We start from the raw sequence: 24,565 nt of genomic DNA, 5'->3' as shown, positions 1-24,565 counted from the left end.
ACGGCGCGGCCTACGATGCAGGGCTCGCTGTTTACCCAGAGCTGGGTCTATGCCGGTCAACTCCTTATCCGGTGGCGCCGCGACCGAGCGGTGCTGTTGGGCTCGCTTCTCTTCCCCGTCTGTTTGATGCTCGTCTACCAAGTTGTGCTCGGCGAGCAGGTCCGCAAGGTCACCGGTGTTGACAGCCTGTACGGCTTGGTCCCCATCAGCGCGGTGCTGTCCGCGCTGTTCGGTTCGATGGGAAACGCGGTCGGCATCACGACGGATCGCCAGTCGGGGCTCCTCAGCCGGATGTGGGTTCTGCCGATACATCGGGCGAGCGCTGTCATCGGGAGGCTGATTGCCGAGGCCGCACGCGCCTTGATCGGGACTGTCCTGATTACGGTGCTAGGTCTGACCATGGGGCTGCGCTTTTCACACGGATGGCTCGCGGGATTGGCGTTCATTCTCATCCCCTCCGTCGTGGTGGTGGGATTCACGGCGTTGGTGATGGCGCTGGCGATCCGCGCTAATGCCCGCACGGTGATGACCTGGTTGGTGGGCATCATCGTGTCGCTGGCGTTCGTCAATCCCGGTACGACACCGATCGGGCTGTTCCCCGATTGGCTGCGACCGTTCGTCCGCGTGCAACCGATGTCGCCTCCGGTCGAGACGATGCGCGCACTGGCCTACGGCGGCCCGCTCCTGTGGCCCCTGACGCTGACGCTGTCGTGGGCGATCGGGCTGCTTGCAATCTTCACTCCGATAGCCATCCACGGCTATCGGAAGGCAGCCGAGTCGGGAGTATGACGGGCACCTCGGCGGTCAATCCCAACGGGATTGACGATACAACTGCCAGCCCGCTGATCTCGGTCTGCGTACCGATGTACAACAACGGCGCGACGATCGAACGATGCCTGCGCAGCATCCTGGATCAAGATGGCGTCGACTTTGAGATCGTCATCGTCGACGACCAGTCGACCGACGATGGCGCGACCACCGCCGCGCCATTGCTTCGCGCGGGAGATCGCTTGATACGCAACGAATCGCGTCTCGGGCTGAACGGAAACCACAACAGGTGTTTGGAACTCGCACGCGGGGAACTCATCCAGTTCCTACACGGCGATGACTGGCTGCTTCCAGGGGCCCTGCGTACTCTCGCCCAGTGTTTCAGCGAGCCCAGCGTTGGCATGGCGTTCGCCCCCCGGCGTGTGTTGACCGAGGACTTGCCGTGGAATGAACGACGACGAGCGCCAAGCAAGCTCCATGTCTACTTTGTGAAGCTTCGTGAGCGGAATCGCGGGTCCTCATTAGTGCTGCAAATCGTCGCTTTGTGGGGCGCGAGCGCCAATTTGATCGGCGAACCAAGCTGCGTGATGTTCCGACGCCGGCTTGCGTTGGCCGCGGGAGGCTTGCGCGATGACGTGTATCAGACCGTCGACTTGGATTTCTGGTTGCGGCTCATGCTGCGGTCAATGGTTTGCTTTGTGCCACAAGACCTTTCGGTTCGACACCATACCGCGACGACGGAGTCGGCGAATATCACGAAGGCCAATCGGCACTGGCTCGATCAGTTGCGCATTCTCACCTGGATGATCGTGGATCCGGCATCGACCACCGCCATACGGATTGCCGCCACGCTCTGGTGGGTCGCTAGGTGGCTGACGCTGCTAGTTGCAGTCTCGATTTTTGGCCCTGAGCGGCGGACGCGTCTTAAGACTCTTGCATTGGCACCAGTTCGAGAGTTCGCCCACGCGCGGAGGCTGCGCGACGGGTTGCTTCGTGCATCCTTGTAAAGGGACCCCATCCTGCCGGGACCAGCAGTTCAGCGCGTTAGTTGTCCGGCATCAGAGGTCGTCTGTAAAGGCGCACTCAAACGAGTTGCCACGACTATGCTGAGAGCGGTTTAGGGACAGGGGTGGGCAGTTGGGCGCAACGCGAGGGCGGATGACTATGCATTACGGGAAGGCATTCCCGTAAATGCTGCAATTCACCAACCGCTGCGCAATGCGGCACGAACACAGCCTTCGCGGACAGGCGTCGACGTTGTACTCGACGTTCGCACGCCTGCGGAAGTCATGGGTAATGGGTGCCGCCGGGAGAGGTCTCGACGGCAGTGTCCGCTGTCCTGCGGTGCATCGAGCGTGACATCGGTGAACCACGACGGCGTTGACGAATCGCCAGCGGTACCGCGTATCTCAGTATGCGTGCCAATGTACAACAACGGCTCGACTATCAACCGTTGCTTACGCAGCATCCTGGATCAGGATGGCGTCGAGTTCGAGATCGTGATCGTGGATGACCAGTCGACCGACAATGGCCCCGACATTGCCGCAACGATGCTCAGAGCGGGAGATCGGCTGATCCGCAACCAATCTCGGCTCGGCCTTAACGGAAACCACAACAAATGTCTGGAACTGGCCCGTGGCGACCGCATTCAGTTCGTGCACGGCGACGACTGGTTGCTTCCGGGAGCTCTGCGGACACTCTCCCAATACTTCGAAGACCCGGCTGTGGGACTTGCCTTCGCGCCTCGACGTGTGCTGACCGACGACCTCCAGTGGCTGCAGGACTGTGGAACGCTTCATACCCACTTTCGGCGACTTGAAGAACGCAACCATGGTCCGTCGTTAGTGACACAAATCGCGTACCTGGGCATGCCCGGCAATTGGATCGGTGAACCGACCTGCGTGATGTTTCGGCGCCAACTGGCACTGGACGTGGGAGGTTTTCGCGAAGATATTTGTTCACTCGTCGATTTGGATCTTTGGTTGCGCGTGATGCTCAGATCGGAGGTGTGCTTTGTTCCGCAAGAACTGTCGGTACGCAGTCACACTGCGACGACAGAGACGAAGCGTATCGCGACAGATCGGCGTTACTGGCTCGACCAGCTACGCGTTCTCAGTTGGATGATTGTGGATCCCGCTTCCCCCACCATGGTTCGGATCATGTCCGTTGTTTGGTGGTTCCCCGTATGGCTGGCGCGGACCTTAGAAACCGTGATCTATGGGCCCGATCGATTGTCACGCTTGAAAACCTTGATCCTAGCGCCGGTTTGCGAGTTCGCTAATGCGCTGCGGTTACGGGCAGCATATAAACGCCGCCAGGCCCGCTGCCGATAAGGCTGAAGGTGTCGACGTCGAGTTGGCGGAGTCGCCACTGTGGCGGCTCGGTCTTATACGCGCCGGCACGGCATCACGATCGTGATTGAACGCGACTTCGGCTTCGCGCTTCCCGGGTTGATCAGTAATCATTAGTGCCTTAAGAATCCTCCCTGTCGTGGGTGATCGTCGAGCCCGAGAGTTTATTGCGGCACTGCATGTTTCGAGTGCAACGGCTATCCAGAAGCTGGCGGACGGAAACGGAACCTCTCCCCCATCGGCTTGACAGCTAGCCCTGCCATTAAGGCGCAGCAGGCGGCCTGACCCACGAAGCTGGGCCACAGCCGAGCCTCTCGACGTTCGACTGGATCAATTCGTAGGGATAGCCGGTGTGCCGCTCGATGAAGTCCTGCAGGCTGGTCATGGAGTCATGCCACGGCTCGTTGTGGCGGGGCAGGATGGTCTTTAAAAATGGGAACCGGAGGTGCTCGATGAGCCCGTCCCAGAAGTACAGAGTGCTGTTAATGGGCTCCCCGGAGAATTTGGTCGCCCACTGGTGTGCCGGTGAGCGACCATAAGCCGCCTTGATGTCGGCGAGCGACACGAACGGCTTGATGCTGAGCCCTGCGTGACGAGCACGCTCGGACACGCCGATCTCGTATTGTCGGACGAGGGCATCTTTGTCGACGATGTACTGGAAGCCGTCCCAGAAATCGTTGAGGAAGTCGCGAGTGCGCGCGTTGAGATCCCAGGCCAGGAAAAAGGATTGGACGTGCGAGCCCAGTTCGGCGCTTTCGATAGCACCATACATATCAGCACCGTGAAACGAGCTCCACATCTCATCGATTGGAAAGAGTGGACCGAACACGCTGTCGTTGGCGAGCACGAGGCGGTCGAACTGATCGAGCGACCAGCCGTGCTGTCGCAGGATAGACCATGCGAGGTGCCAGGAGCCGAAGTCGAGTGAAAGCGTACGGCGAGTGTAAATACCCGCGCACAGAGAGCGGATGGGAGAGACCGACTCCGGGATGAGGCTTGGCGACCCGGACACGAAAACTATGGTTGCTCCGAGTCCGTGCAGCTCCCTCAAGTAGTACGCGACATACGGATCGACGACGCCCTGGCGGTCGAAATGTGCGAACAGAACGAGCGTGCGACGAGCGGGCGGCGGCTCCGCCGGCAACTCCTTGTGCGTTTCGCATAGGAAGGCCAAAGCATCGCCGCTCAGTCGGTAACGACGCGCAGCCAGGAAGGAGGCCACGTCCGATTTTGTCGGCAGTCGAATCACAAGTTTCACGGTGACCTCATGGTGCTCGGCGCGTACCGATCCGGAAGTGCAAGAACCTCAACAGCTTTTCATTGCGAACAAGGGACCCGTCGTGTGGCGACATTATCAGTCTCCCAAATCAAACGCGGGTCAGAATTTTCGCTCAGCTCGACATCCACGACAGTGGTTCCGCCATGGTGGCCCGCACCGTGATCTTCGGCATTAAAGAGCCGACGCATTTACGGGATGAGCCGTTCCCGACGATGTTATGGTTGCCGCCGTGGCAGCGGCCGGATGCTCGGTCAGTCGTCGGCCCTCTTGGGAGGTGCCGATTCGGCGCTTTCGCGCGCCGCGTCGCCTGCCTCATGTCTGCGTCAACGACGAGTTGATCCCTTTCTACGCCATGCATTCCTGGCTTCCCACCCGTGTCAGCCAGACCAAGTCTTGAAACAAGACAGGAGGATGCAGATGAATCGACCTTTCAAAGTGCTGCCGGGCGTTATCACCGAGCAATCTGAGCGCACCGTCCTGCTTGGCACAGTCCTACTGGTGTCAGTGGTCTCTGCGGCGATGGGCTACCTCCTCACCCAGTGGTTCGCGGTCGACGTGATTTCCTCTCATCTGGCCAACCCACAGGATTGCGACCTCGATTGGAGCACGCCAGTCGGCCGGCACTGCTTCAGCGACTACGGAGTGATTGTGAGCGTCGCGACGCGCCCCAATCCTTGGGAGCCCTACTTGACCCTGCCTTGGTCAAACCAGCCAGCGGTCAACCAGTACCCTGCCGCCGCAATGATCCCGCATATGTTGTTCGGACTCCCGGCAAAATGGCTGGGCGCGCCGCTGCTGGGGCTGATGGGTTATTTGCTTGCATTGACTGCCGCGGTCCTTTCGCCTGCGATCTGGGCTGCCCGGGGGGCGGCTGGGCTCGAGCGGGTGGTGGTCTTCGTGGCGTTGGGCGCGGCGGCCATTCCGGCGTGGGCGGTAATCGATCGAGGTAATTCGGTAGGCTTCGTGGTGCCGATAGCGCTGGGTTTCTTGGTCGCGTTGCGGCGGCAGCGGTGGGGCATGGCGGCGGGGATGGTGGTCCTCGCCGCGGTGATCAAACCACAGTTTGCCGTCCTCGTGTTGGCGTTGTTCGCGGTCCGACAATGGCGGCTGGGCGGACTCGCCGTCGCTGGCGTCGTGGCCTCGAATATTGGCGCATATTTGCTATGGCCACAGAGCTTTCCGGGGACAATCTCCCAGAGCTTGCACAACATCGGCACTTCAGGGCCAGGGATCGCTGATATTCGGAACGTGTCTTTTGGCAGAGCGCTCCTACTGCTGCCGGATATGGTCAAGGCGATCCAAACGGGCGGCAAGATACCGGATGGGTTTCTCGCGGGTCCGCGATCACTGATCGGCTATGCGGTGCTGGCTCTCATCGCCGTGTCCTTGCTGGCATTGGGCCGCCGCATCCCACCTGTCCTGGCAGGTGTTGTGCTATTGGCTGCGGCCGTACTCTGCACTCCCCAAACCAATTACTACTATCTGGCGTTCGCCTTGCCAGTCGCCGCGGTTACGGTCCGTGACCCTGATGGACCGCCGGGTGCCGGACTATTCGACCAGCTTGCAGTCTGTTCCGGCCGCCGCCGCGCGGTCGGCATTAGTGTGACTTTGGCCGCAGCCCTCACCGTCGCTCAGACGGCCCTGCCGGGCCCGATCGGCCAGATTCCCGTCTACGGACAACACGGAGCCAACGGAGTCATTGGCTCCGTAACGATTGTCCAAACGTCGGTGTTCGCGACGCCATTCCTATGGCTTATCGCATGCGCGGTAATCATCGTCTCGTTCGCGCGGCGGCCGGCTCACTCCTCTGGCGGTGACCAGGTGCCGGTTCCAGAGAGTACGTCGGATATCGCTGTAACGACGTCCTCAGGTGCATCCGAACCGACAACCGAGTGATCACCACAAAGACCGACTCAATCGGCCAAACTCCAAGTCATGAAAAGCCATTCGCTCAAGCCGGTCCGCCGGTGGGCCTACTCATGCCTCTAGGTGCCCGGGGTTCCGTCCTGGGTGCCGGCTGCGCTGCGTCTGAAAGAGAAGTACCGGTGGCCGAAGTAGCTCAGCATTGTGGTGGATGCCACGATGATCACCTGCGCGGGGATGCGGTCCAAACCCAACTCAACGAATAGAGGCAGGGCAATGAAGTTGATGGCCGCGGCCGTCAGGTAAACGCTCGAGAACCGGACGAGGTCACGTAACAAATGACCTCGGACGCGGAAGACGAACCGCCGGTGCATGACAAAGGCGAACAGCACGGCCAGCACTTGCGTGATTGCAAGGGTGACCAACGACCCGGCCACCTTCCCGAAATGCTTGTCAACGAGGTGGCCCGCGGTTTCGGAGGCACCGACGAAGATGCCGAATCCGACGACCGTGTTGATACCCCCCACAATCAGGAACGCAACCCGCTGGTCGTGCACAAGCCGCATGAGCGGCCCCCGTGGCGCCGATTCGGCCGACAGGTCGAACTCACTCATGCCAGATTCTCGAACTTGGCGATCTGCTCCTGAGTCACCGCAAGCGGGTCGGCTCGCGCACGCACGAGCCGCTCCCACTCGATCGTCCACGCCACCGCATCACGGAAGCCAAGCCGATCGCGCCAGCCGAGTTCGCGCTGGGCCCGTGCGGTGTTTAGGGCCAGCAGATTGGCCTCGTGCGGATGATCGCCTTGGTCAAGTTCCCAATGCGCGCCGCCGCCCCACAATTCAGCCGCCAACGTCGCCACTTGACCGACCTCCACGAAGCAGTCGCGGCCCGGCCCGAAGTTCCACTGACCAATCCCCGAACCGGCGAGTAACGCATCGGCCAGCGTGAGATAGCCATTGAGGCAGTCGAGTACATGCTGCCAGGGCCGCACCGCATGCGGAAACCGCAACCGGGGAGCCTGGCCGTTCGCGTACGCGGTGACCAGATCCGGCAGCAATCGGTCCGGGCTGACGTCGCCGCCGCCAATTACGTTGCCGGCGCGGGCAATGGCGGTGGGGGCGCAGGGAAAGCTGCGGATCCAGGACTGCGCCAAGAGATCGGCCATCGCCTTCGACGCGCTGTAGGGATCATCACCGCCCAATGGATCGGTTTCGACGTACCCGGCCTCTTGGCCGACGTTGCGGTAGACCTTGTCGGTGGTGACGACGACGTGCGCGCGCACCGACGGCGTGACCGCCGCGGCCTCCAGCACGTTCAGTGTGCCAATGGCGTTGGTTTCGTAGGTGTATCGCGGATTACGGTACGACTCGCGGACCAATGGTTGAGCGGCCATGTGCACCAAGACATCCGGGGCGGCGCTCGACACTGCCGCCATCGCGGCCTCGGCATCGCGGATGTCCACCCGGAAGTCCGAGACCAGCCGGTCCGCGAGTCCGACGCGCTTGAACAGGCCGCCCTCCACGGGGTCGAGCGCCAAACCGGATACCTGATGTCCGCGGCTGAGCAGGAGCAGCGTCAGCCAGGCCCCTTTGAATCCCGTGTGCCCGGTGACCAGGTAGTGCATGGCTACCTCGCAGCTTCGGCCATGTAGTCTCGGATCGAATCGGCCAGGAAGTCGAGCATGGGCCGGTTTAGGCCCGGATACGTGCCAACCCAGAACGTCCGATTCATCACGATGTCGGTGTTGGTCAGGTCGCCGACGATCCGGAAATCGACGTTGCGGTAGGCCGGCTGCTTGACGAGGTTGCCGGCGAACAGCTGACGGAACCCGATCTTGCGCTCGTCGAGGAATTGCATGAACTTGGTCCGGTCGACCGGATGCTCAGGGTGGAGCGTTATCGGGAAGCCAAACCAGGAAGGGTCCGACTTCGGCGTGGCCACAGGCAGCACCAGTCCCTCAACCCCAGTCAGCCGCGACATCAGATAGGCGAAGTTGTCTTTGCGAGCCTGGACGAACGCGTTGAGTTTGGCCAGCTGGGAAAGCCCGATGGCGGCCTGCATGTCGGTGGCCTTGAGGTTGTATCCGATGTGGCTGTAGATGTACTTGTGGTCGTAGCCCTTCGGCAGATCGCCCAGTTGCCATTCGAACCGCTTTTGGCACGTGTTGGCCTCGCCCGGCGCGCAATAGCAGTCCCGACCCCAGTCCCGGAATGACTCGGCCTGCTTGCGAACCAGCGCCGATTTGACGAAGACGGCGCCGCCCTCGCCGGTCGTGATGTGGTGGGCGGGATAGAAGCTCACTGTCGCGGTGTCGCCGAAACTGCCAGTGCGTTTGCCGTCGTAGGTCGAGCCGAGGGCGTCGCACGAGTCCTCGATCAGCCATAGGCCGTGCTTTTCACACAAGTCCTGCACCGTGTCCAGGTCGAAGGGGTTGCCCAGGGTGTGCGCCATCATGATCGCCCTGGTCTTGGGCCCCACGGCCTCGCGGAGACGCTCTGGAATGGCGTCGTAGGTGCCCAGCTCGATGTCGACGACGACGGGGCGTAGCCGGTTTTGGATGATCGGGTTGACGGTGGTGGGAAAGCCGGTGGCGACGGTCAACACCTCGTCACCTGGCTTGAGCGGTCGCTTCCCAAACCGCTTGTTGGCCAGTTTGGCGCTCGTCAGCGCGCTCAGCGCGACGAGGTTTGCGCTCGACCCACTGTTGACGAAGATGGCGCCGCGGGCGCCCACGTAGCGGGCGAGTTCGCGCTCAAAGATGGGGTGGAAGCGGCCCGCGGTCAGCCAGCCGTCAAGGCAGGCGTCCACCAGTGCGGCGAAGTCCTCTGGGTCAAGGACTTTGCCCGACACGGGAACCGGCGTGGCGCCGGGCACAAAATCGGAAGTCGCGAGCTTACGATTCGCGTAGCGGCGAACCGCCGCGAGGATATCCGCGCGGTCCTCCTCGAGGCCGCCGCCTCCAGACCCATCGATAACCGGCCTTGAAATGATTCTCCTCGGGCATCAGTTGTTGAAGCTCAGCTCGATCTTATTAGGCGGCTCTCGAAAACGCGCCGGATGCCTCCCGCCATTGCTAGTGTGTCACCTGCGGTGAAGTGCGTCACGGAAATTGCGCCCGGGGGTACGACTGCCTTGAGAATCGACGACCCGTCATGAAGGCCGTGCTGCTCGCCGGGGGCCTCGGCACGCGGATGCGCGAGGAGACCGAATTTCGGCCCAAACCGATGGTCGAGGTGGGCGGGCGGCCGGTGCTATGGCACATTATGAAAGTCCTTGGCCATCATGGAATTTCAGAGTTTGTGGTGTGCGCCGGCTACAAGAGCGAGTATATCAAGAGCTACTTCTCAAACTATGGGGTGTCCAATCTCGACTTCACCATCACCCTCGGTGACCAGTCGAGTATCAAGTACCACGGCTCGCACGACGAATTTAACTGGCGAGTGACCGTTGCGGACACCGGCCTCAACACGATGACGGGGGGCAGGATCAAACGCATCCAAAAATACGTACGCGACGAGACGTTCCTCTGTTCATATGGTGACACTGTTGCCAATGTCGACATCGCAGCTCTGCTGAAGTTCCACCACGCGCACGGCAAGCTTGCCACCGTGACGGCGGCGCAGCCGATGAGCCGGTTCGGAGTCATCGACCTCGAGGAGGACGGCGCAGTCACCAGATTCCGGGAAAAGCCGCAGATCGATGACTGGGTCAACATCGGCTACTTCGTCTTCGAGTCGGGAGTGTTCGACTACCTGGACAACGACGACACGGTGCTCGAGGACAAGCCAATGCGCCGGCTCGCGGAAGCCCGCCAGATCGCCGCATTCCCTCACGACGGATTCTGGCAGCCTATGGACACTTTCCGGGAATCGCAGCTGATGAACGACTTGTGGAATAGTGGAAACCCGCCCTGGAAGGTGTGGGAGTGAAGAAGATCTCCCTGATCATCCCGGCGTACAACGAAGAAGAATGCGTCGATGAACTAGCTCGCCGCTTGGCTGTGGTGTTCGACTCCGAGCCAGCATACGAGTTCGAGGCGATCATCGTGGAAAACGGTTCGACCGACGACACGATGGACAAGCTGCTCGCTATTCGTGCGGCGGACCCGCGGTTCAAAATCTTGCAATTGGCCCGCAACTTCCGAATGGACGGCGGTCTAACGGCTGGCCTTAACGTGGTCGACGCTGATGCCGTCGTGCTTATGACCGCCGACTTGCAGGATCCGCCGGAATTTATCCCGGAGATGATCCGGAAATGGGAAGAAGGCTACGAGAACGTATACGGGGTCGTGACCGAGCGTACTGGCACCGGACCGATCCGCAAGATGAACTCCCAGCTGTTCTACTGGCTAGCGGGCAAACTGACGGACGACCGTGTCACCAGCAACGCCGCCGACTTCCGCCTAGTCGACAGGAAAGTCTACGAGGTCGTTCGTTCGATGGAGGAACGTAACCGGTTCGTCCGGGGTCTGTTCTCCTGGGTCGGCTTCAAGTCGATCGGTATTCCGATCAAGCGAGCACCTCGCTTCGCCGGCGAATCCAAGGCATACACGCTTACTGTGCTCGATCTGGCAGGTAAAGGCATTCTCGCCCATTCCTACGTACCGCTGCGACTTATCACGCTAACTGGTTTTATCGTATGCGCTTTCGCGGCCGTCACGGTCTTGGTGCTCGCAGCGCGATTCGTCTTGTATGGGGTGCCCTTCCCCGGATTCGGTTCGCTCATCTGCGTCATGTTGATCGGATTTGGGATAGTTGCTCTGCTACTCGGGGTCGTGGGCGAGTACCTCGCGCTCATCTATGAGGAAGTGAAAGAACGACCCAATTTCGTAATTCGCAGAAAGGTCGGCTTATGACTGCCGCTGGAGATACGCAGACCGGTCGACCCTTCAAACGGATTGTATTCCTGCCCGGCCTTACTTCAACCTCGCGGCACTTCCGGCGAGTGGACTCATGTGTGCGAATCGTGAACGAAAGGCGACCTCTGTTTTGCTAGTAATCTAGCTGAAGCAGGCGCGCAGCGCCGCGCCACCTTGGTAGGCGAGTTGCAGATCCGAGCCATACTCGATGAGCGTCGCTCCGAGTTCCGCGAGGCGTTGAACACCTTCGGCGGTATCGGTGAACGCCCCCAAGCGCAAGCCCTTCCCGGTCACCGAGGTGGCGACCTTTTGCATCGCTTCCGCGACAATCGGGTTCCAGACGTCCCCAGGCACACCGTAGGAAGCCGACAAATCCCACGGACCGATGAAAATCGTGTCGATCCCCGGCACCGCCGTGATCGCCTCGATGTTATTAACGCCCACGTGGTCCTCGATCTGCAGAACGAGTCGGACATCCTCATTGGCACCACGCATATAGTCGTCCTTTGGAACGTCGCTGAACCCTGCCGCGCGCACGAAGCGGCAGAGACCACGTCCTCCCTCTGGCGAGAAGTGACTCAACCGCGTGGCCTCTTCTGCATCCGCGGCGGTCTGGACGAAGGGCACCTGCACGTAGCGGACGCCGAGGTCGAGCACCTTCTTGAAGAACATCTCGTTGCGCAGCGGGATGCGCACCACGAGCGGCATGCCGTGCAGCTCCGCCGCCAGCACCATCGGGTACAGCGCCGCCGGCTCCAACGGCGTGTGCTCCATGTCGGCCACCGCGAAATCGAAGCCTCCGCGCGCCAGCACCTCGACCATCTCCGGGTGCGGACACTTCATGAACGGCCCGAGCGAGAACGACGTGCCGCCGTGGGCATGGCTGCGCTGCATCGCTACTCCTCCGGAAGCATCGGGATGAGCATGTTCGCCGCGAGTTGCTCACGCGGCAGGAACGGCGCGAGATCCTCCAGCGGCGGTGAGAACAACGTGCCATCCGGGCGAACCTTCACCGCCATCTTTGGGCCGAGAAACTGCTCTGTCGGGATCATTACTTCGGCGAAGACCGGCCCCGGTGTCTCGAGTACGTCCGCGATGAACTCATCCACCTTTGTGTCGTCGGTGAGGCGGAAGTGCTCGAAGCCGAAGGCCAGCGACAACCGCTCGAAGTCCGGCACTGTCACTCCGGACTCTGGCGTGCAGGCGCTCAAACGGTCGCCGAATATGGCTCGCTCCGTGTGCTGGATCGTCAAGTACCCCACGCTGTTCAGCAGGAAGATCTTAAGTGGCAGCTGGTGATGAATCACCGTCTGCAGTTCCTGCAGGTTCATCATCAGCGAGCCGTCAGCGCCGACGAAGATCGTCCTCCGTCGACCCGAACCCACACAGGCACCGATCGCGCCGGGCAGGCCGAAGCCCATTTCACCAAGGCCCGTCGAGGTGACCATGCGCTGCCCGCGCTTGATGCGGATTGCCGCGTGCGTGCACGTCAGGCTCGTGCCCATGTCGGTGCAGATGACGTCGTCCTCGGTGAGGGCGTCGGAGAGGCGATCGATGAAAAGGTAGCTGTTCACGCGCTCCGGGACGTGTTCCTGGTGCTCCGGTCCGTAGGGCGGATAGTCGCGGCGCCATTGCTGCACCCGCTGAACCCACGGCGTATACGACGACGGCTCGATGCCGTGCTCGCCCGCGTCGAGCTGCCGCTCGAGCTCCTCGAGGAAGTCGGCCACATTCGCGTTTACGGCCAAGTCCCACGCCGGATTGAGCTTGGCGATCTCAGCGGGGTCGATCTCGACGAGCCCCTTCTTGGCCGCTCGTGCGAACTCGGCCTGCACATAACCGAGCTGGGGGATCGCCATGCGCGTGCCGAGACCGAAGACGAAGTCGCAGTTCTGCACCGCGAAGTTCGCGGCGCGTTGCCCGTAGTTGCCAGCCCGCCCGGCCTGAAGCGGGTGGTCGTCCTCAAGTAGGTCGATGCCGTTCCACGCGATAAGAGCGGGGATGCCGAGTGCTTCGAGGACCCGACGGAATCGGTCCTGCGCGCCCGCGAGGCGGATCCCGTGACCTGCCCAGAGAAGCGGTCGCTCGGCAGCCCGTGCCATCGCGAGGAACTGCTGCACCTCAGCGATGACCGACGGCTTCTCGACCGCCGGCGGCTCGAAGGAAGGCAGCTCGTCCCAGTCGACCTGTGCGAACTGGATGTCCTGCGTAATCTCAACCCAGACCGGGCCGGGACGCCCCTCATAAGCGAAGTAGAGCGCCTTTTCAAGCTCGTAGCGAAGCTGCTGAGGCTTCTGAATACTAGTCGCGTACTTTGTCAAAGGCGTGACGATCGAGACCATGTCGAGGCCCTGAACTCCCTTGCCGCGCAGCGCGGTCGGCGGGTTGAGGAAGGTGGAGTTTTCTTGTCCTGCGATTGCCATCATCGGGATCGAGTCGAGGTGGGCGCTTGCGATGCCGGTGACCATGTTCGTCGCGCCGGGGCCTGCCGTGCACACCATCACGCCGAGCTGACCAGACAGGCGATGTGTCATCGATGCGGCCATCACGCCCGCCTGCTCGTGATGTGGGCAGAGGTAGTTCAAATCGGGGTGCCGCGCGATCGCATCGATGAGTCGAATATCCGACGCACCGCTGATCACGAAGATGTCACGGGCACCGGCGCGCGCCAGAAAGTCTGCGAGCGCCTCGGAAACGGTCTTTACCATGCCTGCTGTCCGTCCTCACCGCGTTGTGTAGCGCGTTAATCCTAAAAGAAGGTTGACCTCGCGAGGGCGACCGGTGTGGCTCACCGGCAGGTCCGGATGGCCGTCCGCCCCAGTAGCGAGTCGTGGCATGAGTCAACATCTGAAGTTCGTTGGCGAATCCAAATCTTAGTCGTCGGGTCCGAAAAACGCGCCGGGGTCGGCTGGCCATTGCTAATCTGAAATCTGCAATCATCTACGCCAGCGGATACTGCGTCGAGGGAACGACTGCTTTGCGATTTGACAACCGGCTATGTAAGCCGTGTCCCTCTCGGGTGGTCTCCGCACCCGCATACGTCCGCAGACCGACTTCCGGACCAGACCAATGGTCTTGGTAGGTGGTCGGTCGGTGCTGTGGCACGTCATGAAGATCCTTAGCCATCACGATGTTTCCAAGTTCGTAATCTGCACGCGATGTAGAGACGAGTACGTCAATAGCTATTTCTCAAACGGTGACGGCAACGTCGCCACCTGGTCGCCGCAGGATCGCTTTTGCGAGGGTAGATGGCTCGGCACAGACGTATCGAATGGCGCGTTCGTACCAGAGCACGCGTGCCTCGCTGCGACCTTCAGGTTGCCTCTTCGTCGCAGCGCCCAGTCGCCGGCCGAACGTTACACGGTGTTGAACAGATTGTTGTTGCCAGACCTGTCAGGTCCGGTGTGGCTGGAAGTCTTCCCGTACGACAACCAGGTAGGCGAGCCGCTTGTGTCGCCGCGTCCCAACGCTCAAGGCGAGTTCGTCAGTCCGTCGCTGGCTGGCATGGATCCGCCGATCAACACAATCCATGTGTGAGACCGTCCCACGCGAAGCGCTGGTAACGGCTCTGACCAACTTCCGGTTCGAGGCAGCTCAATGGCGGTTCGCTGATCTGCGCATCGACATCCCACCCGAGTCGTTCGGCAGCGATGCGATCAACCCGCACACGCAGTATTCGAATCCGGTGGCGATGACGGAAGGTGACGCGGGCCCAGCGGTCGGCGCCTCATTCACACTCGGCGCAGGCAACGAGATGATCTGTGCCGGCGGAGAATTCATCGTCAACGAACTCGACGGGCTCACGGTCGGTGACCTTATGGCGCGCGGGCACGGATTCTACGAGACCTTGACCAATCCCCTGCAGCTGCGCTGGCTTTCGCCGAATGCAGGCTTGCCATTGATGGCCGGCGGGCTAGTGGTGAACACGCTGCTCGACGCTGCCTCGAAATCCGTAGGGCTGCCGGCGTGGGAATTTCTCGCGCGGCTGCCGACCGATGTTCTGATGAACCTGATCAACCTGCGCCACCTCGACGAACGCTATGACGCGGGAACCGTGCGCAGTGTTCTAGATCTAGGTCTCTCCGACATTGACAAGCGTTGCGCTCGTTTGAAAGCGGAAGGTTTGCCGGTCTATTACACGACTTGGATCGGCCATGATGCTGAAACCATCGCGAAGCAGATCGTCGCCCAGTATTGCGACCGCGGCATCCGCATGTTCAAGGTGAAGATCGGCAGAGACATCGAATGCGATGCGCGGAAGCTGGCTCGCATACGCCAACTTGTTCCGAAAGAGATCGATCTCTGCGTCGATGCCAATCAGACACTCGACGCCAATGAGGCACGGGCGTGGCTTCAGCTGCTTGCAGATCAAGGCGTTAAATGGCTTGAAGAGCCCTTCGCGCCCGACAATGCTCGTTTGTTTCAGGATCTCGTGGGATTCAAGCGCGACAATGGCCTGTCATGCGAAATTGTGACCGGCGAAAATTGCCCCAATCACTTCACCGCGTCGGCGCTCATCGATAGCGGCATTGATCGCTTCCAGGCTGACCCATGCCGGATGCTCGGTCTCGTAGATGTAATCCTGGTGACGGTAGTAGCCGCGCTGCGCGATTGTGCGGTGACGCCGCACGCCGGTGGCTCGGGTCTCGATGAACTTTCGCCGCACATCCAGCTTTTTAATCTCGCGCGTGTCCGTACCGACTTAGCGCCTGCCACTTCGTTGACGGAGAATGTCGGTTTCTGCTCTCGCTTCTTCGCTGCTCCGACCAGCGTGAAGCAGGGGCGGGCGGTAGTGCAGCAGACCCCTGGATTTCTAGTCGGGCTTGAGTCACGAGTGATGCGCCACGTGCGCGGCTATAAGGAGGGCGTTTCTTGGCTAACGCTCTGATTATCGGCTGCGGCGCCATCGGCCGCGGCTTTGTTCCCTGGATCCTGCAGAATTTCCAGGTCGATTTCCACGACACCTCGCACGAACTGGCGGCGGGGATTTCCGCGCAGGGCGGTTACAGCTCCTACATGAGCGATGGCGAGAACCTGTCGCACCTGCGAGTGACACCGCGAAAAGTCACGGCAGACTTCGGCGAGTTGGACCCGGCGGACTACGACATAGCCTTTATTTCCGTGGGGCCACGAAACGTTGAGCAGCTGCCGGCTGGCGTGTCGCGAATCGCGTGTCCCGTCTTCAGCCTCGAGAATGATCCGACCACCGTCGACTGGATCAAACAGCGCTACGGGTTAGAGGCGGTCTATTTTGGCGTACCGGACGTGATCACCTCATCGACTGCCGCTCCCGAAAGCCTCGCCAAGGATCGCTACGCGATCCACACCGAAAACGGCGTCATGTACCTGCAGCACAGCGACCGTGTGTCCGACAGTCTGAAGGCGGCGCTGCCGGACGTTAAATGGCTGCCCGTGGAACGGCTTAACCAGGAATGGGATGCGAAGCTCTACATCCACAACACGCCGCATTGCATCGCGGCGTATCTCGGCTTCATCGCGGGATGCACCTATCTGCACGAAGCGCTGGCCAAGCCAGCGATCCGGCGTGTGGTCGATGGTGTGATCGAGGAGCTGCTCTACGCTCTCAAGGTCACGACCCACTATGACCACCACTTCATCGAATCTTATGCCGAGAAGGAGGTCCGGCGCTTCGCGAACAGGCTGCTTTTCGATCCGGTCAGCCGCGTCGCGCGAGAGCCGATCCGCAAGCTACATCCCTCCGGTCGTCTCACAGGGGCGCTTCGATTGCTTCTGTCTGCGGGAGTCCGGCCGGTCCATCTCACGATCGGCATCGGGGCGGCGCTGCACTATATGGCAAAGGACGACAAAGATTTCCGGCAGCTATCACATCTTAATGAGTTTGGCCTGCCGGCCTTCTTGCAATACCATCTTTCGCTGCGGCCCGAGTCACTTGAATCCCGTTACATCCAGCAGTCTTTCGCCGGAGTCAGCGCCTATCTCCGCCGGGAGATCGCATGAGCCTGCTGTCCCTGACCGCGCAGGTTTGCAACGTTTTTGGGGCCGCTGGAGATGGCGGGCTGAGAATGGTGCAGAAGGTCAAGGACGATCAGGCGCGTGATGTCGTGTCGGCGCTAGATCAGCGCCTCCATGCAACGGCGGCGTCTTATGTCGCTGACTCGATGCCTGGCTGTAGCCTCCTCTCGGAAGAAGGCGCCGCGTCCAGCCATGGTCTCGCGGCGCTCGCTCAAGGTGAATGGCTTGTGGTCGATCCGCTGGACGGATCGAATAACTATGTCCTGTCCCTGCCTGGCTATGGGTTCATGGCCGCCCATCTCGTCGACGGTGTTGTCGCCGGTTCCGTTATAGTCCTACCCGAGGACGACCTCTACATCGTTTTTGAGCACGGCGAACTCTTGCTCTCCCAGCGTTTCTCGCCACCGTTGGCTGCGCCCTCGGCGCCGATTTACTACGCCTATCCGCCCCGCTTGTCCGAGGGGGGACGCCGGGCCCGCACAGAGCTACTCGATCTTGTTGATCGGCGGTCGGCCGGGCTCTATCGCTACGGGTCAGCGTGCGTGGGTGCCTACAACTTGCTGCGAGGTCGACACAGCGCGTTCATCGGTCACGGCATACGTGTGTGGGATGCGATTGCCTATGTCCCGCTGCTGCATTGGTTCGGCTTGCCTGCCAGATATCACCTTGGCACATCCGACTTGACACTGATCGCGGGATTCGATGAAGAGTTTGTCGATGAAGCTTGCGCGGTCATATCTGCCAACGAGGCGATCACGTTCACTGCGATCTCCCGTGACGCAAAGCTGGTGATCTCGACATGAGCCGAGCGCTTGTCCTCTTCTGCGGTGGCCCGCCCATCTATTCGGGCTCGCCCAAGCCATTGCAGATGCTGCCCACGGGCGAAACGCTGCTTGAACGTTTCCTTCGCCATGTTGAGCCGCGGGTGCCCGACGACGTCGTGATCCTTAGCGACACCGATTTCGCACCGGAATATCAGTCGGTCGCCCGACGTCTGGCCTACTCAGCTGCCCTTAGGGTGTACGCCTGCACGGATGGGTCCACCACGCTGACAAAACTTAGGGAGTTCCTCGACTCCGGCTACCCAGCCGACCGCGTCGTCGAGTTCAGCTATCCAGACGTGTTCGTGGCCGGCGACATCGCCACCCCCGCGGACGACGATCCGCGGCTCGTTGACGGCGTGTTCATCAGTTACACACCCATCTTCTCTCGCTTTCCGCGGCTGGTGGTCGACACTTATGACGGCGAGGTAAAAGGAATCTCAAGTCACTCAAGTCATGTTCCGGCGAACCCTCTGCACGTCTTCGGCGGTCACCTAATAGCTCGCGTCGGCGTGATCAAATCGCTCCTTGAGGCCTTTCAAGCCGAGGCAATGCTGCCGTCGCCGAGCCTGGAGTTCGACATGTTCTACTGGCTCATTAACACATCGCGTATGCACGCGATGGCAATCGGCGGCAGATGGGTTCAAGCCGATTCTCCGCGCGAAATCCAAGCGGTCGTGAACCAATTCTGACTGAGCCTGATACTGGCTGCCTGTCAGAGCTTAGCGAGACGACCACAGGCCCGCCCCATCTGCACTAGCTCGGCTCATGTCGGGTACGCGGCGGGACCAGACCGCGGGCGTCACTTCGACAGGCAGCTGCCCGACACAAGTACTGCCTACCCGGTGGGTGCGCACTAACCACAGGCATTCGTGGGACGCCGACGACGGGGCCCGCAGGCTGTAAATCCCATATCCGAAGCGCCCCCAACCTTCAAAACTCCCAGGTGATCCCGGCCGGTAGGAGGACACGAAAGCGAACAGCTCGCAGCAAACCGTGTGCCACTCGTCGCTGCTACCGCGACGACATACGTCGAGGGGCTGTGAAGCGTCGGAACCGACCCAGGATGACTCTATTCTTAGGCGGTGTCGGCCCAGGGGTCCGCACTGCGTGCCGCGACCTGGTTGCGGCTTGGTCGGCGAATGACGGTGGGTCTTAGGGTGCCGGGGCGCTGCCCGGAATGGCAATGCTCGCAGGTCGAACATAGCCAACATACGTTGGATATGAATAAGCGGGTGCTAAGTTAGTCCTGCCGTCTAGGTATGACTGAGACGATCCGCCCTCGGAAGGGCCATAATGAGTGGCTACGTTCATGCACGACAAGGCATTGCGATGACGACGGGAGTTTCGCCGTGACCATCAAAGACAGCATTAGGCGCTGGATCAGCGAGAATTCACTAACACGAAAATGGTTCGTCGCCTTGTGTGCTCGCTTTACTGTCCGTTTGTATACATTGCAGCAATATCTCAGTGTCAAAGATATAAAGGGAAAATTGCGTATGCTCGCGTGGCGCGAAGTCCTATCATCGGTCGAGGACGCTCCGCTCGAAAAGGTCGAGGTCGTTGCCGGAAGCGCGACCTTCTATTATCGCGATGGCTGTGCATTCAAAGTGACCAATTCCGCTGTGTCGAACAGCCATGCGTTGTGGATTGATGCCCAGTACGAGCGAGCAGAAACCGCTTTGCTAAGCCGGATCGTGAAACCCGGTTGGACTGCAGTCGATGCTGGCGCGAACTTTGGGTGGTATGCGATCCATTTGTCACATCTGGTCGGCGTGGAAGGAAAAGTCTTTGCGTTCGAACCTGTCCCCGCCACTTTCCAGGAGCTCAAATCGAACTCAGAGCTCAATTCGTGCGACAACCTCGAAACTTTTTGCATGGCAATCGGAAATAGTACGGATTCGATAAATATCTATGTTCCGCAGATCGCCTTAGGCAGTGGGGCGGCTTCGCAATTCCTTGACACCGGTGAGAAAATTCAAGTTCCGATGACCAGGTTGGATGATTTCGTCGACGATAGAGGGCTGAATCGAGTGGACTTCATCAAGGCTGACATCGAAGGAGGTGAATTGGCTTTGTTGCGCGGCGCCGAACAACTCTTGACGACCTTTCGTCCCTCCATCTTGATAGAGATCGTTGACATCCACTGCCAGCGGTTTGGTCACTCCCCGGAGGATGTCTACGACTGCCTGGTCGAGAAGGGGTACACGGGCCGCCATATCACGGCTCAAGGAGAGCTTGTCGACCTTGATCCACGGCATCTGCCTAACGGCAACTTCTTGTTCGAGCCACAATCTTCCTGAATCACATGCTTGGCCGTACAGCCGGTAGCCCCTGATACGTGGCTGCTTTAGTGCGCCAATAGATTTCACCGAAAACTGTTAAGTGTGCGCAAGAAGCCGTCGCGCGGCCCGGTTCGGGGTACCCAACCCAAGCCGCGCAGGCGGGATACGTCCGGACAGGTACGTTGGATTGGGCTTGGCAGGTACGTATCGGTAGCGGCCGCCGCTTCCCGGCGCACCTGCAGCTTACGTTCAGGTTCTAGCCCCACGATCAGCCTGGCTAGCTCCAAGACCGTGAGCTCGGCCCGATCGTTGCCGACGTTGTACGCCGTGCCAATCGTGCCCTTGAGCAAGATGGTGAAGCAGCCCTCCACGATGTCTGCCACGTAGCCAAATGCTCTGCTCGCTCGGCCGTCGCTCCGCATCACTAGGTCGCGGCCCGCCAGTGCGTCGCCGATGAAGTCGGAAAAGTTTCGACCATCGCTTAGGGGCATACCGGGTCCGTAGGTATGGAAGATCCTCGCCATGGTGGTGGGGACGCCCTCTTGGGCGGCGTAGCAAGCGCATAGCGTTTCCCCGGCGCGTTTGCCTTCCCCGTAGCATGACCGGACCTGGGTAGGATCCAGAAACCCATACGCGTCCTCGGGGGTGGGAATAACCTGGTCGTTACCCAGGCCGTACACCTCTCCGGAGCTGAAGAACAAGAACCCGTCCGGTGGCCTGAGCTCCAATAGTTCCCGCGTGGCGAATACGTTGGCAGCGAAAGTGCCGAGTGGGTCCCGGCCGAAGGCCCGCGGCGAGCCCGGACTGGCAGCGTGAATTATGAAATGGATCGGCTCGTCCCGGGGCGCCGGAGCGCATGCGTCCTGCACCAGAAACCGCAAATCATCGCGTGCGCCGGGAGCCGAGAACCGCTGTTGAAGCGCTTCGGCCCGTCGGGCAAGAGCCAGCACCCGGACGGGCGCCAGGCGCCGGTACTCGTTCAGGCGCAACATAGTCTCCACCAAATAGGCGCCCAGGAAACCGGCGGCTCCCGTCACCAGCACGGTCCGGCCCGCGAGCCGCTCCCAGGGCAGGGGCGCTGCGAGGATCCGGTCCAGATCGGCTTCAATGATGGGGTGGCGCATCGGTCCGGTAATAGTACGCATTCTAATTTTCCGTCTGCGGTCGGAGTCGGGATGGATCTAAATAGTCACCCGGAGGAATTGGTTTTCCAAGCCGAAGGATGCCTCTGCAATGTTTCCTCACGGTGCCGGCGGGCATCGGAATGTCCTTGCGGCTTGCAGAAGCCGGTGAAGCTTTTCGGACAGCGTCCGATGAGGTTCCATTGCTGTGGACCTTTCAACCTGACTGGACTCACCTCGCCGCGGCGTCACCTTCGGACGCCATGCCGCGTGACTCCTGGACGAGCCCGGACAAGGACGTAACTTCCGCTTTGTTCAGACGGCGAAAGCCGCATGCTGGTGGATAGGACAGCTGCGACTGGCCTGACTGCCAAGCCTTAAGAACCAGAGATGGCCCCCGCAACACCCACGCGGATGATGACCGGATGGCACTTCGTCGCGGATTTTGCCATCGAAGGCCTCAAGGCCGCAGCGATGTCGGGGCGTTCGCTCTTGGTGGCAGCGAGCTGGCGTGTGGTGAACGCGAAATCACCGTGGTGGTACGGCCGAACCTGCTCGGCTTAGTGCGGTCGGTTAGCTTTAGCCAGTCCCCGACGGTCGATTACAGACGGATACTGGACACGTTTTTTGGCAGTCTAACGAAATACGCTGTGCGGCACACTTAGTCGTCCGTTTGCTCGGTGAATCACCGCTATCGAGTCGTAGAACTCGACCTTTTCGATGAGCGTAGTGGCGAGAGGTACGGAAAGCACCGTCGAGCGAGTCGGGCTCCCGTCCAGGAAGTTGTGGATACCCGTGGTTACCTGGTAGTGCGCGTGCATGGCATCGATAAGCCATTTCGTGAAGTCGACGAACGACATCGGATTGTCGCGGAAGTGCAACCAGTAGTTCGCGTGAATGTCTTCGACCAGGTAGACGCCACCTGACGCCAAGCCGTTGGGGAACAGGTAACGGAAAGTGTCCACCATGTGCGACGCCATGTGGCTGCCGTCGTCCAGAATCACATCAAACGGTCCGAACTCACTCACGATGCTTTGAAGAAAAGCGATATCAACCTGACTGCCGATCCGCACGTGCACGCCTTGCGCTGGGTCGTCGAAGCGGCGAGTGTCTGGTTCGATGTCTATGCCGACAATCACCGAGTCCGGATGCAGGTACCGCCGCCACATCTGTAGCGAGCCACCCCGGGCAACGCCGATCTCGAGCATCCGGCTAGGCCGCGAACGAAACGCAGAAAACACCGACTCATAGACGGGTAGATAGTGAAGGCACTTGTGGACGTTTTCCGTCTCCGCAAAAATCGACCCCAGCTCGCCCTCAGGGTCTGGCGTTTCCGACGCTTCCCAGCGCACCTCGGCGCCGAGCTCTGGCCCCAGCGTCTCGAGCATGCGGCGCCGGCCGCGATAGGGGTACCGACGAATCAAAAATGGCGGTTGTCGCGATAAAACGGGGACGAATACGTGGAAGAAATCACGGATACGCATCTTCAAGCCGGAAAACACCTACCTCTTGGCGACGCCGATGGCGCCCACCGGTTGAACTCGACGTCGTCTTTCGAGAGCCACCGGTGAACATGCGAGTTCTGGCGATTGCTCGCGGCTCAGGCTACCCTACTCGCGACAAGCAGCGTCCGATTTTTGCGTGTTACCTGCCGCCGTACCGACCGGCATATTCTTGAGCGATTCCGAATAGCGCAGGGCGACTCAAGATCCCGACCGCCCCCGATACCGGGCCCGGCGCGTTGAGCGAGGTCCATCGCGGCATTCGCCTCGCCGCGAACCGACGGCGAGAATACCCAGCGGAAGGTTCGCAACCCAATTCGCGCACAAGCCGGCCGACGCCGTTTGACTGTGAGTCCCGCGAGTGTCTACGACGTATCGGAGGCTGTATGGAGAGCAGCACTGCATTGCGGCATCATCAGAGGCCGCCCTACGACTAGCCGAATCCCGAAAGCCGTCGCCCATGCCGAGGACCTAGAGATAATGGGCCGTGGCACCGCCGAAACCACTACCGGAAGGCAGAGCTGGTCGTGAAGTTCGCCCTGGCAAGCTACGGGACTCGCGGCGATGTCGAGCCCTGCACCGCGGTCGCCCGCGAGTTGCGTCGCCGCGGGCACGAAGTCGGCATGGCCGTCCCGCCCAACCTGGTTCCACTGGTCGAGTCGGCCGGACTTGCGGCGGCCGCCTATGGGCCGGATCAGCAGGAGGGCTTTTGGGACACGGATTTCCTCGCCAAGTTCTGGAACTTTCCCGAGGTGAGACGACGCTGGCGAGAAGCCCAGGACATGCTGGTCCGGTCCTGGGCAGAAATGAGCACGACGCTGACATCGCTGTCCGAGGGTGGCGATCTGGTGTTCACCGGCCCGGGCTTCCCGGGGGTCGCGGCGGACGTGGCGGAGTATCTCAAGCTTCCGTTGGCCACCATGCATTACTTTCCGATGCGCCCCAACGGCCAGCTGGCCCCGAACCTGCCGGCGCCGCTGGTCCGCACAGGGATGGCCGCGCTGGACTGGGTCCAGTGGCGGGTGACCAAGAAGGCCGAGGACACACAGCGCCGGGCATTCGGCCTGCCGAAGGCGAAGGGCCCAGCACCGCAGCGAATGGCCGACCGCGGCGCGTTGGAGATCCAGGCCTATGACGAAGCGTGCTTTCCCGGCCTGGCCGACGAATGGGCGAAGTGGAGCGGCCAGCGCCCCTTTGTCGGGACGCTGACCATGGAGCTGACCACGGATGTCGACGACGAAGTCGCATCGTGGATCGCTGCGGGAACACCGCCGATCTGCTTCGGCTTTGGCAGCACAACGGTCGATTCGCCCGCCGAGACGATCACCATGATCGGCGAGGCCTGCGCGGAGCTGGGCGAGCGGGCGTTAGTGTGCTCTGGCAAAACCGATTTCAGCGGCGGCGCTAATTCGGACCACGTCAAGGTAGTGGGCGCGGTCAATTACGCGGCGGTCTTTCCCGCTTGCCGGGCCGTGGTGCACCACAGCGGCGCGGGCACCACGGCCGCGGGCCTGCGCGCCGGAGTGCCCACATTGAGCCTCTGGAGCATGAGCGATCAAAAGATCTGGGCAGCACAGGTGGATCGGTTGAAAGTCGGTGTCGCCCGCCCGTTTTCCAAAACCACGCGTGAGTCGCTGGTGGCCGACCTGCGCCAGATCCTCTCCCCCGACTACGTCTCGCGCGCCCGCGAGCTGGCCGCTCGAATGACGAAGCCCGCGGA

At 61.0% G+C, this 24,565-nt stretch carries 21 protein-coding genes; 13 read left to right on the top strand and 8 right to left on the bottom strand.

The window, feature by feature from the left end:
- The first annotated feature begins 15 nt into the window (after positions 1 to 15).
- The 3 genes from A5709_RS24350 (at position 16) to A5709_RS24340 (ending at position 3,101) form a co-directional block, all read left to right on the top strand.
- Positions 16 to 789, top strand: coding sequence for an ABC transporter permease (locus tag A5709_RS24350; protein WP_231987064.1), 774 nt, complete (start codon positions 16 to 18; stop codon positions 787 to 789).
- Positions 786 to 1,775: a glycosyltransferase family 2 protein gene (locus A5709_RS24345; protein WP_068123068.1), complete on the top strand. Its 990-nt coding sequence runs from the start codon at positions 786 to 788 to the stop codon at positions 1,773 to 1,775. The genes A5709_RS24350 and A5709_RS24345 overlap by 4 nt, the downstream gene beginning before the upstream one ends.
- A 282-nt stretch (positions 1,776 to 2,057) precedes the next feature.
- Positions 2,058 to 3,101: a glycosyltransferase family 2 protein gene (locus tag A5709_RS24340; RefSeq protein ID WP_068123066.1), complete on the top strand. Its 1,044-nt coding sequence runs from the start codon at positions 2,058 to 2,060 to the stop codon at positions 3,099 to 3,101.
- A 280-nt stretch (positions 3,102 to 3,381) separates the two neighbouring features.
- Here A5709_RS24340 and A5709_RS24335 read toward each other — a convergent pair whose 3' ends face one another.
- On the bottom strand, positions 3,382 to 4,377 hold the full coding sequence (locus A5709_RS24335; protein WP_082974363.1) for a rhamnan synthesis F family protein: 996 nt from the start codon (positions 4,375 to 4,377) through the stop codon (positions 3,382 to 3,384).
- A gap of 438 nt (positions 4,378 to 4,815) precedes the next feature.
- On the opposite strand from A5709_RS24335, the gene A5709_RS24330 reads away from it, so the two are divergent.
- Entirely contained in the window at positions 4,816 to 6,294 is a 1,479-nt protein-coding gene (locus tag A5709_RS24330) for a glycosyltransferase family 87 protein (RefSeq protein ID WP_068123079.1), read from the top strand.
- An 89-nt stretch (positions 6,295 to 6,383) separates the two neighbouring features.
- Here the strand turns inward: A5709_RS24330 and A5709_RS24325 are convergent, their stop codons facing one another.
- The 3 genes from A5709_RS24325 to rfbH are packed head-to-tail and all read right to left on the bottom strand — an operon-like array spanning position 6,384 to position 9,237.
- Positions 6,384 to 6,875: a GtrA family protein gene (locus tag A5709_RS24325; protein WP_068123061.1), complete on the bottom strand. Its 492-nt coding sequence runs from the start codon at positions 6,873 to 6,875 to the stop codon at positions 6,384 to 6,386.
- On the bottom strand, positions 6,872 to 7,888 hold the full coding sequence (gene rfbG, locus A5709_RS24320) for a CDP-glucose 4,6-dehydratase (protein WP_068123059.1): 1,017 nt from the start codon (positions 7,886 to 7,888) through the stop codon (positions 6,872 to 6,874). Before rfbG ends, A5709_RS24325 begins: the two co-directional genes overlap by 4 nt.
- Before the next feature lie 2 nt (positions 7,889 to 7,890).
- Positions 7,891 to 9,237, bottom strand: a complete 1,347-nt coding sequence (gene rfbH / locus A5709_RS24315; RefSeq protein WP_068123056.1) for a lipopolysaccharide biosynthesis protein RfbH — start codon at positions 9,235 to 9,237, stop codon at positions 7,891 to 7,893.
- Between the two features lie 179 nt (positions 9,238 to 9,416).
- Between rfbH and rfbF the strand changes: the two genes are divergently transcribed.
- Together rfbF and A5709_RS24305 are read left to right on the top strand one after the other, a co-directional pair.
- Complete coding sequence (gene rfbF / locus A5709_RS24310; protein ID WP_068123054.1) at positions 9,417 to 10,193, top strand: glucose-1-phosphate cytidylyltransferase; 777 nt, start codon at positions 9,417 to 9,419, stop codon at positions 10,191 to 10,193.
- On the top strand, positions 10,190 to 11,119 hold the full coding sequence (locus A5709_RS24305; RefSeq protein WP_231987062.1) for a glycosyltransferase family 2 protein: 930 nt from the start codon (positions 10,190 to 10,192) through the stop codon (positions 11,117 to 11,119). The genes rfbF and A5709_RS24305 overlap by 4 nt, the downstream gene beginning before the upstream one ends.
- Before the next feature lie 144 nt (positions 11,120 to 11,263).
- Here A5709_RS24305 and A5709_RS24300 read toward each other — a convergent pair whose 3' ends face one another.
- Together A5709_RS24300 and A5709_RS24295 are read right to left on the bottom strand one after the other, a co-directional pair.
- Positions 11,264 to 12,016 (bottom strand): HpcH/HpaI aldolase/citrate lyase family protein, encoded by a 753-nt coding sequence (locus A5709_RS24300; RefSeq protein ID WP_068123048.1) that lies wholly within the window; start codon positions 12,014 to 12,016, stop codon positions 11,264 to 11,266.
- Positions 12,017 to 12,018: 2 nt separating this feature from the next.
- Entirely contained in the window at positions 12,019 to 13,830 is a 1,812-nt protein-coding gene (locus A5709_RS24295) for a thiamine pyrophosphate-binding protein (RefSeq protein WP_068123045.1), read from the bottom strand.
- Positions 13,831 to 14,128: 298 nt separating this feature from the next.
- Between A5709_RS24295 and A5709_RS28245 the strand changes: the two genes are divergently transcribed.
- From A5709_RS28245 to A5709_RS27800, 6 genes are all read left to right on the top strand, one after another.
- Positions 14,129 to 14,659 (top strand): sugar phosphate nucleotidyltransferase, encoded by a 531-nt coding sequence (locus tag A5709_RS28245; RefSeq protein ID WP_255403462.1) that lies wholly within the window; start codon positions 14,129 to 14,131, stop codon positions 14,657 to 14,659.
- Positions 14,652 to 16,010 (top strand): enolase C-terminal domain-like protein, encoded by a 1,359-nt coding sequence (locus tag A5709_RS24290; RefSeq protein ID WP_068123042.1) that lies wholly within the window; start codon positions 14,652 to 14,654, stop codon positions 16,008 to 16,010. Before A5709_RS28245 ends, A5709_RS24290 begins: the two co-directional genes overlap by 8 nt.
- A complete protein-coding gene (locus A5709_RS24285; RefSeq protein ID WP_068123039.1) occupies positions 15,995 to 17,101 on the top strand; it encodes a hypothetical protein in 1,107 nt (368 codons plus the stop codon). Before A5709_RS24290 ends, A5709_RS24285 begins: the two co-directional genes overlap by 16 nt.
- Positions 17,098 to 17,919, top strand: coding sequence for an inositol monophosphatase family protein (locus A5709_RS24280; RefSeq protein WP_068123036.1), 822 nt, complete (start codon positions 17,098 to 17,100; stop codon positions 17,917 to 17,919). Before A5709_RS24285 ends, A5709_RS24280 begins: the two co-directional genes overlap by 4 nt.
- Positions 17,916 to 18,629 (top strand): hypothetical protein, encoded by a 714-nt coding sequence (locus A5709_RS24275; RefSeq protein ID WP_068123032.1) that lies wholly within the window; start codon positions 17,916 to 17,918, stop codon positions 18,627 to 18,629. Before A5709_RS24280 ends, A5709_RS24275 begins: the two co-directional genes overlap by 4 nt.
- 660 nt (positions 18,630 to 19,289) lie before the next feature.
- Complete coding sequence (locus tag A5709_RS27800) at positions 19,290 to 20,240, top strand: FkbM family methyltransferase (protein WP_197520226.1); 951 nt, start codon at positions 19,290 to 19,292, stop codon at positions 20,238 to 20,240.
- A 65-nt stretch (positions 20,241 to 20,305) separates the two neighbouring features.
- Here A5709_RS27800 and A5709_RS24265 read toward each other — a convergent pair whose 3' ends face one another.
- Positions 20,306 to 21,346: an NAD-dependent epimerase/dehydratase family protein gene (locus A5709_RS24265; protein ID WP_068123023.1), complete on the bottom strand. Its 1,041-nt coding sequence runs from the start codon at positions 21,344 to 21,346 to the stop codon at positions 20,306 to 20,308.
- 632 nt (positions 21,347 to 21,978) lie between these two features.
- Positions 21,979 to 22,731 carry a class I SAM-dependent methyltransferase gene (locus tag A5709_RS24260; RefSeq protein ID WP_068123020.1) on the bottom strand — a complete coding sequence of 251 codons (753 nt, stop codon included), beginning with the start codon at positions 22,729 to 22,731 and terminating at the stop codon, positions 21,979 to 21,981.
- 641 nt (positions 22,732 to 23,372) lie between these two features.
- Here A5709_RS24260 and A5709_RS24255 point away from each other — a divergent pair.
- A partial coding sequence (locus tag A5709_RS24255) for a glycosyltransferase (protein ID WP_082974360.1) occupies positions 23,373 to 24,565 on the top strand: 1,193 nt, incomplete at its 3' end.

Origin of the sequence: Mycobacterium sp. E1386 (assembly GCF_001672745.1) — a bacterium.
GTDB lineage: Bacteria > Actinomycetota > Actinomycetes > Mycobacteriales > Mycobacteriaceae > Mycobacterium.
The sequence above is the reverse complement of the archived record's forward strand: the minus strand, read 5'-3'. Positions and strand labels throughout refer to the sequence as shown.

Bases quoted from the DNA above. Each gene is read 5' to 3' on its own strand.
- A5709_RS24350 (WP_231987064.1), top strand. From the start codon at position 16: ATGCAGGGCTCGCTGTTTACCCAGAGCTGGGTCTATGCCGGTCAACTC.
- A5709_RS24290 (WP_068123042.1), top strand. From the start codon at position 14,652: ATGTGTGAGACCGTCCCACGCGAAGCGCTGGTAACGGCTCTGACCAAC.
- A5709_RS24295 (WP_068123045.1), bottom strand. From the start codon at position 13,830: ATGGTAAAGACCGTTTCCGAGGCGCTCGCAGACTTTCTGGCGCGCGCC.
- rfbG (WP_068123059.1), bottom strand. From the start codon at position 7,888: ATGCACTACCTGGTCACCGGGCACACGGGATTCAAAGGGGCCTGGCTG.
- A5709_RS24325 (WP_068123061.1), bottom strand. From the start codon at position 6,875: ATGAGTGAGTTCGACCTGTCGGCCGAATCGGCGCCACGGGGGCCGCTC.
- A5709_RS24345 (WP_068123068.1), top strand. From the start codon at position 786: ATGACGGGCACCTCGGCGGTCAATCCCAACGGGATTGACGATACAACT.
- A5709_RS24330 (WP_068123079.1), top strand. From the start codon at position 4,816: ATGAATCGACCTTTCAAAGTGCTGCCGGGCGTTATCACCGAGCAATCT.
- rfbF (WP_068123054.1), top strand. From the start codon at position 9,417: ATGAAGGCCGTGCTGCTCGCCGGGGGCCTCGGCACGCGGATGCGCGAG.
- A5709_RS24260 (WP_068123020.1), bottom strand. From the start codon at position 22,731: ATGCTCGAGACGCTGGGGCCAGAGCTCGGCGCCGAGGTGCGCTGGGAA.
- A5709_RS24275 (WP_068123032.1), top strand. From the start codon at position 17,916: ATGAGCCGAGCGCTTGTCCTCTTCTGCGGTGGCCCGCCCATCTATTCG.
- A5709_RS24265 (WP_068123023.1), bottom strand. From the start codon at position 21,346: ATGCGCCACCCCATCATTGAAGCCGATCTGGACCGGATCCTCGCAGCG.
- A5709_RS24340 (WP_068123066.1), top strand. From the start codon at position 2,058: ATGGGTAATGGGTGCCGCCGGGAGAGGTCTCGACGGCAGTGTCCGCTG.
- A5709_RS24300 (WP_068123048.1), bottom strand. From the start codon at position 12,016: ATGCAGCGCAGCCATGCCCACGGCGGCACGTCGTTCTCGCTCGGGCCG.
- A5709_RS24280 (WP_068123036.1), top strand. From the start codon at position 17,098: ATGAGCCTGCTGTCCCTGACCGCGCAGGTTTGCAACGTTTTTGGGGCC.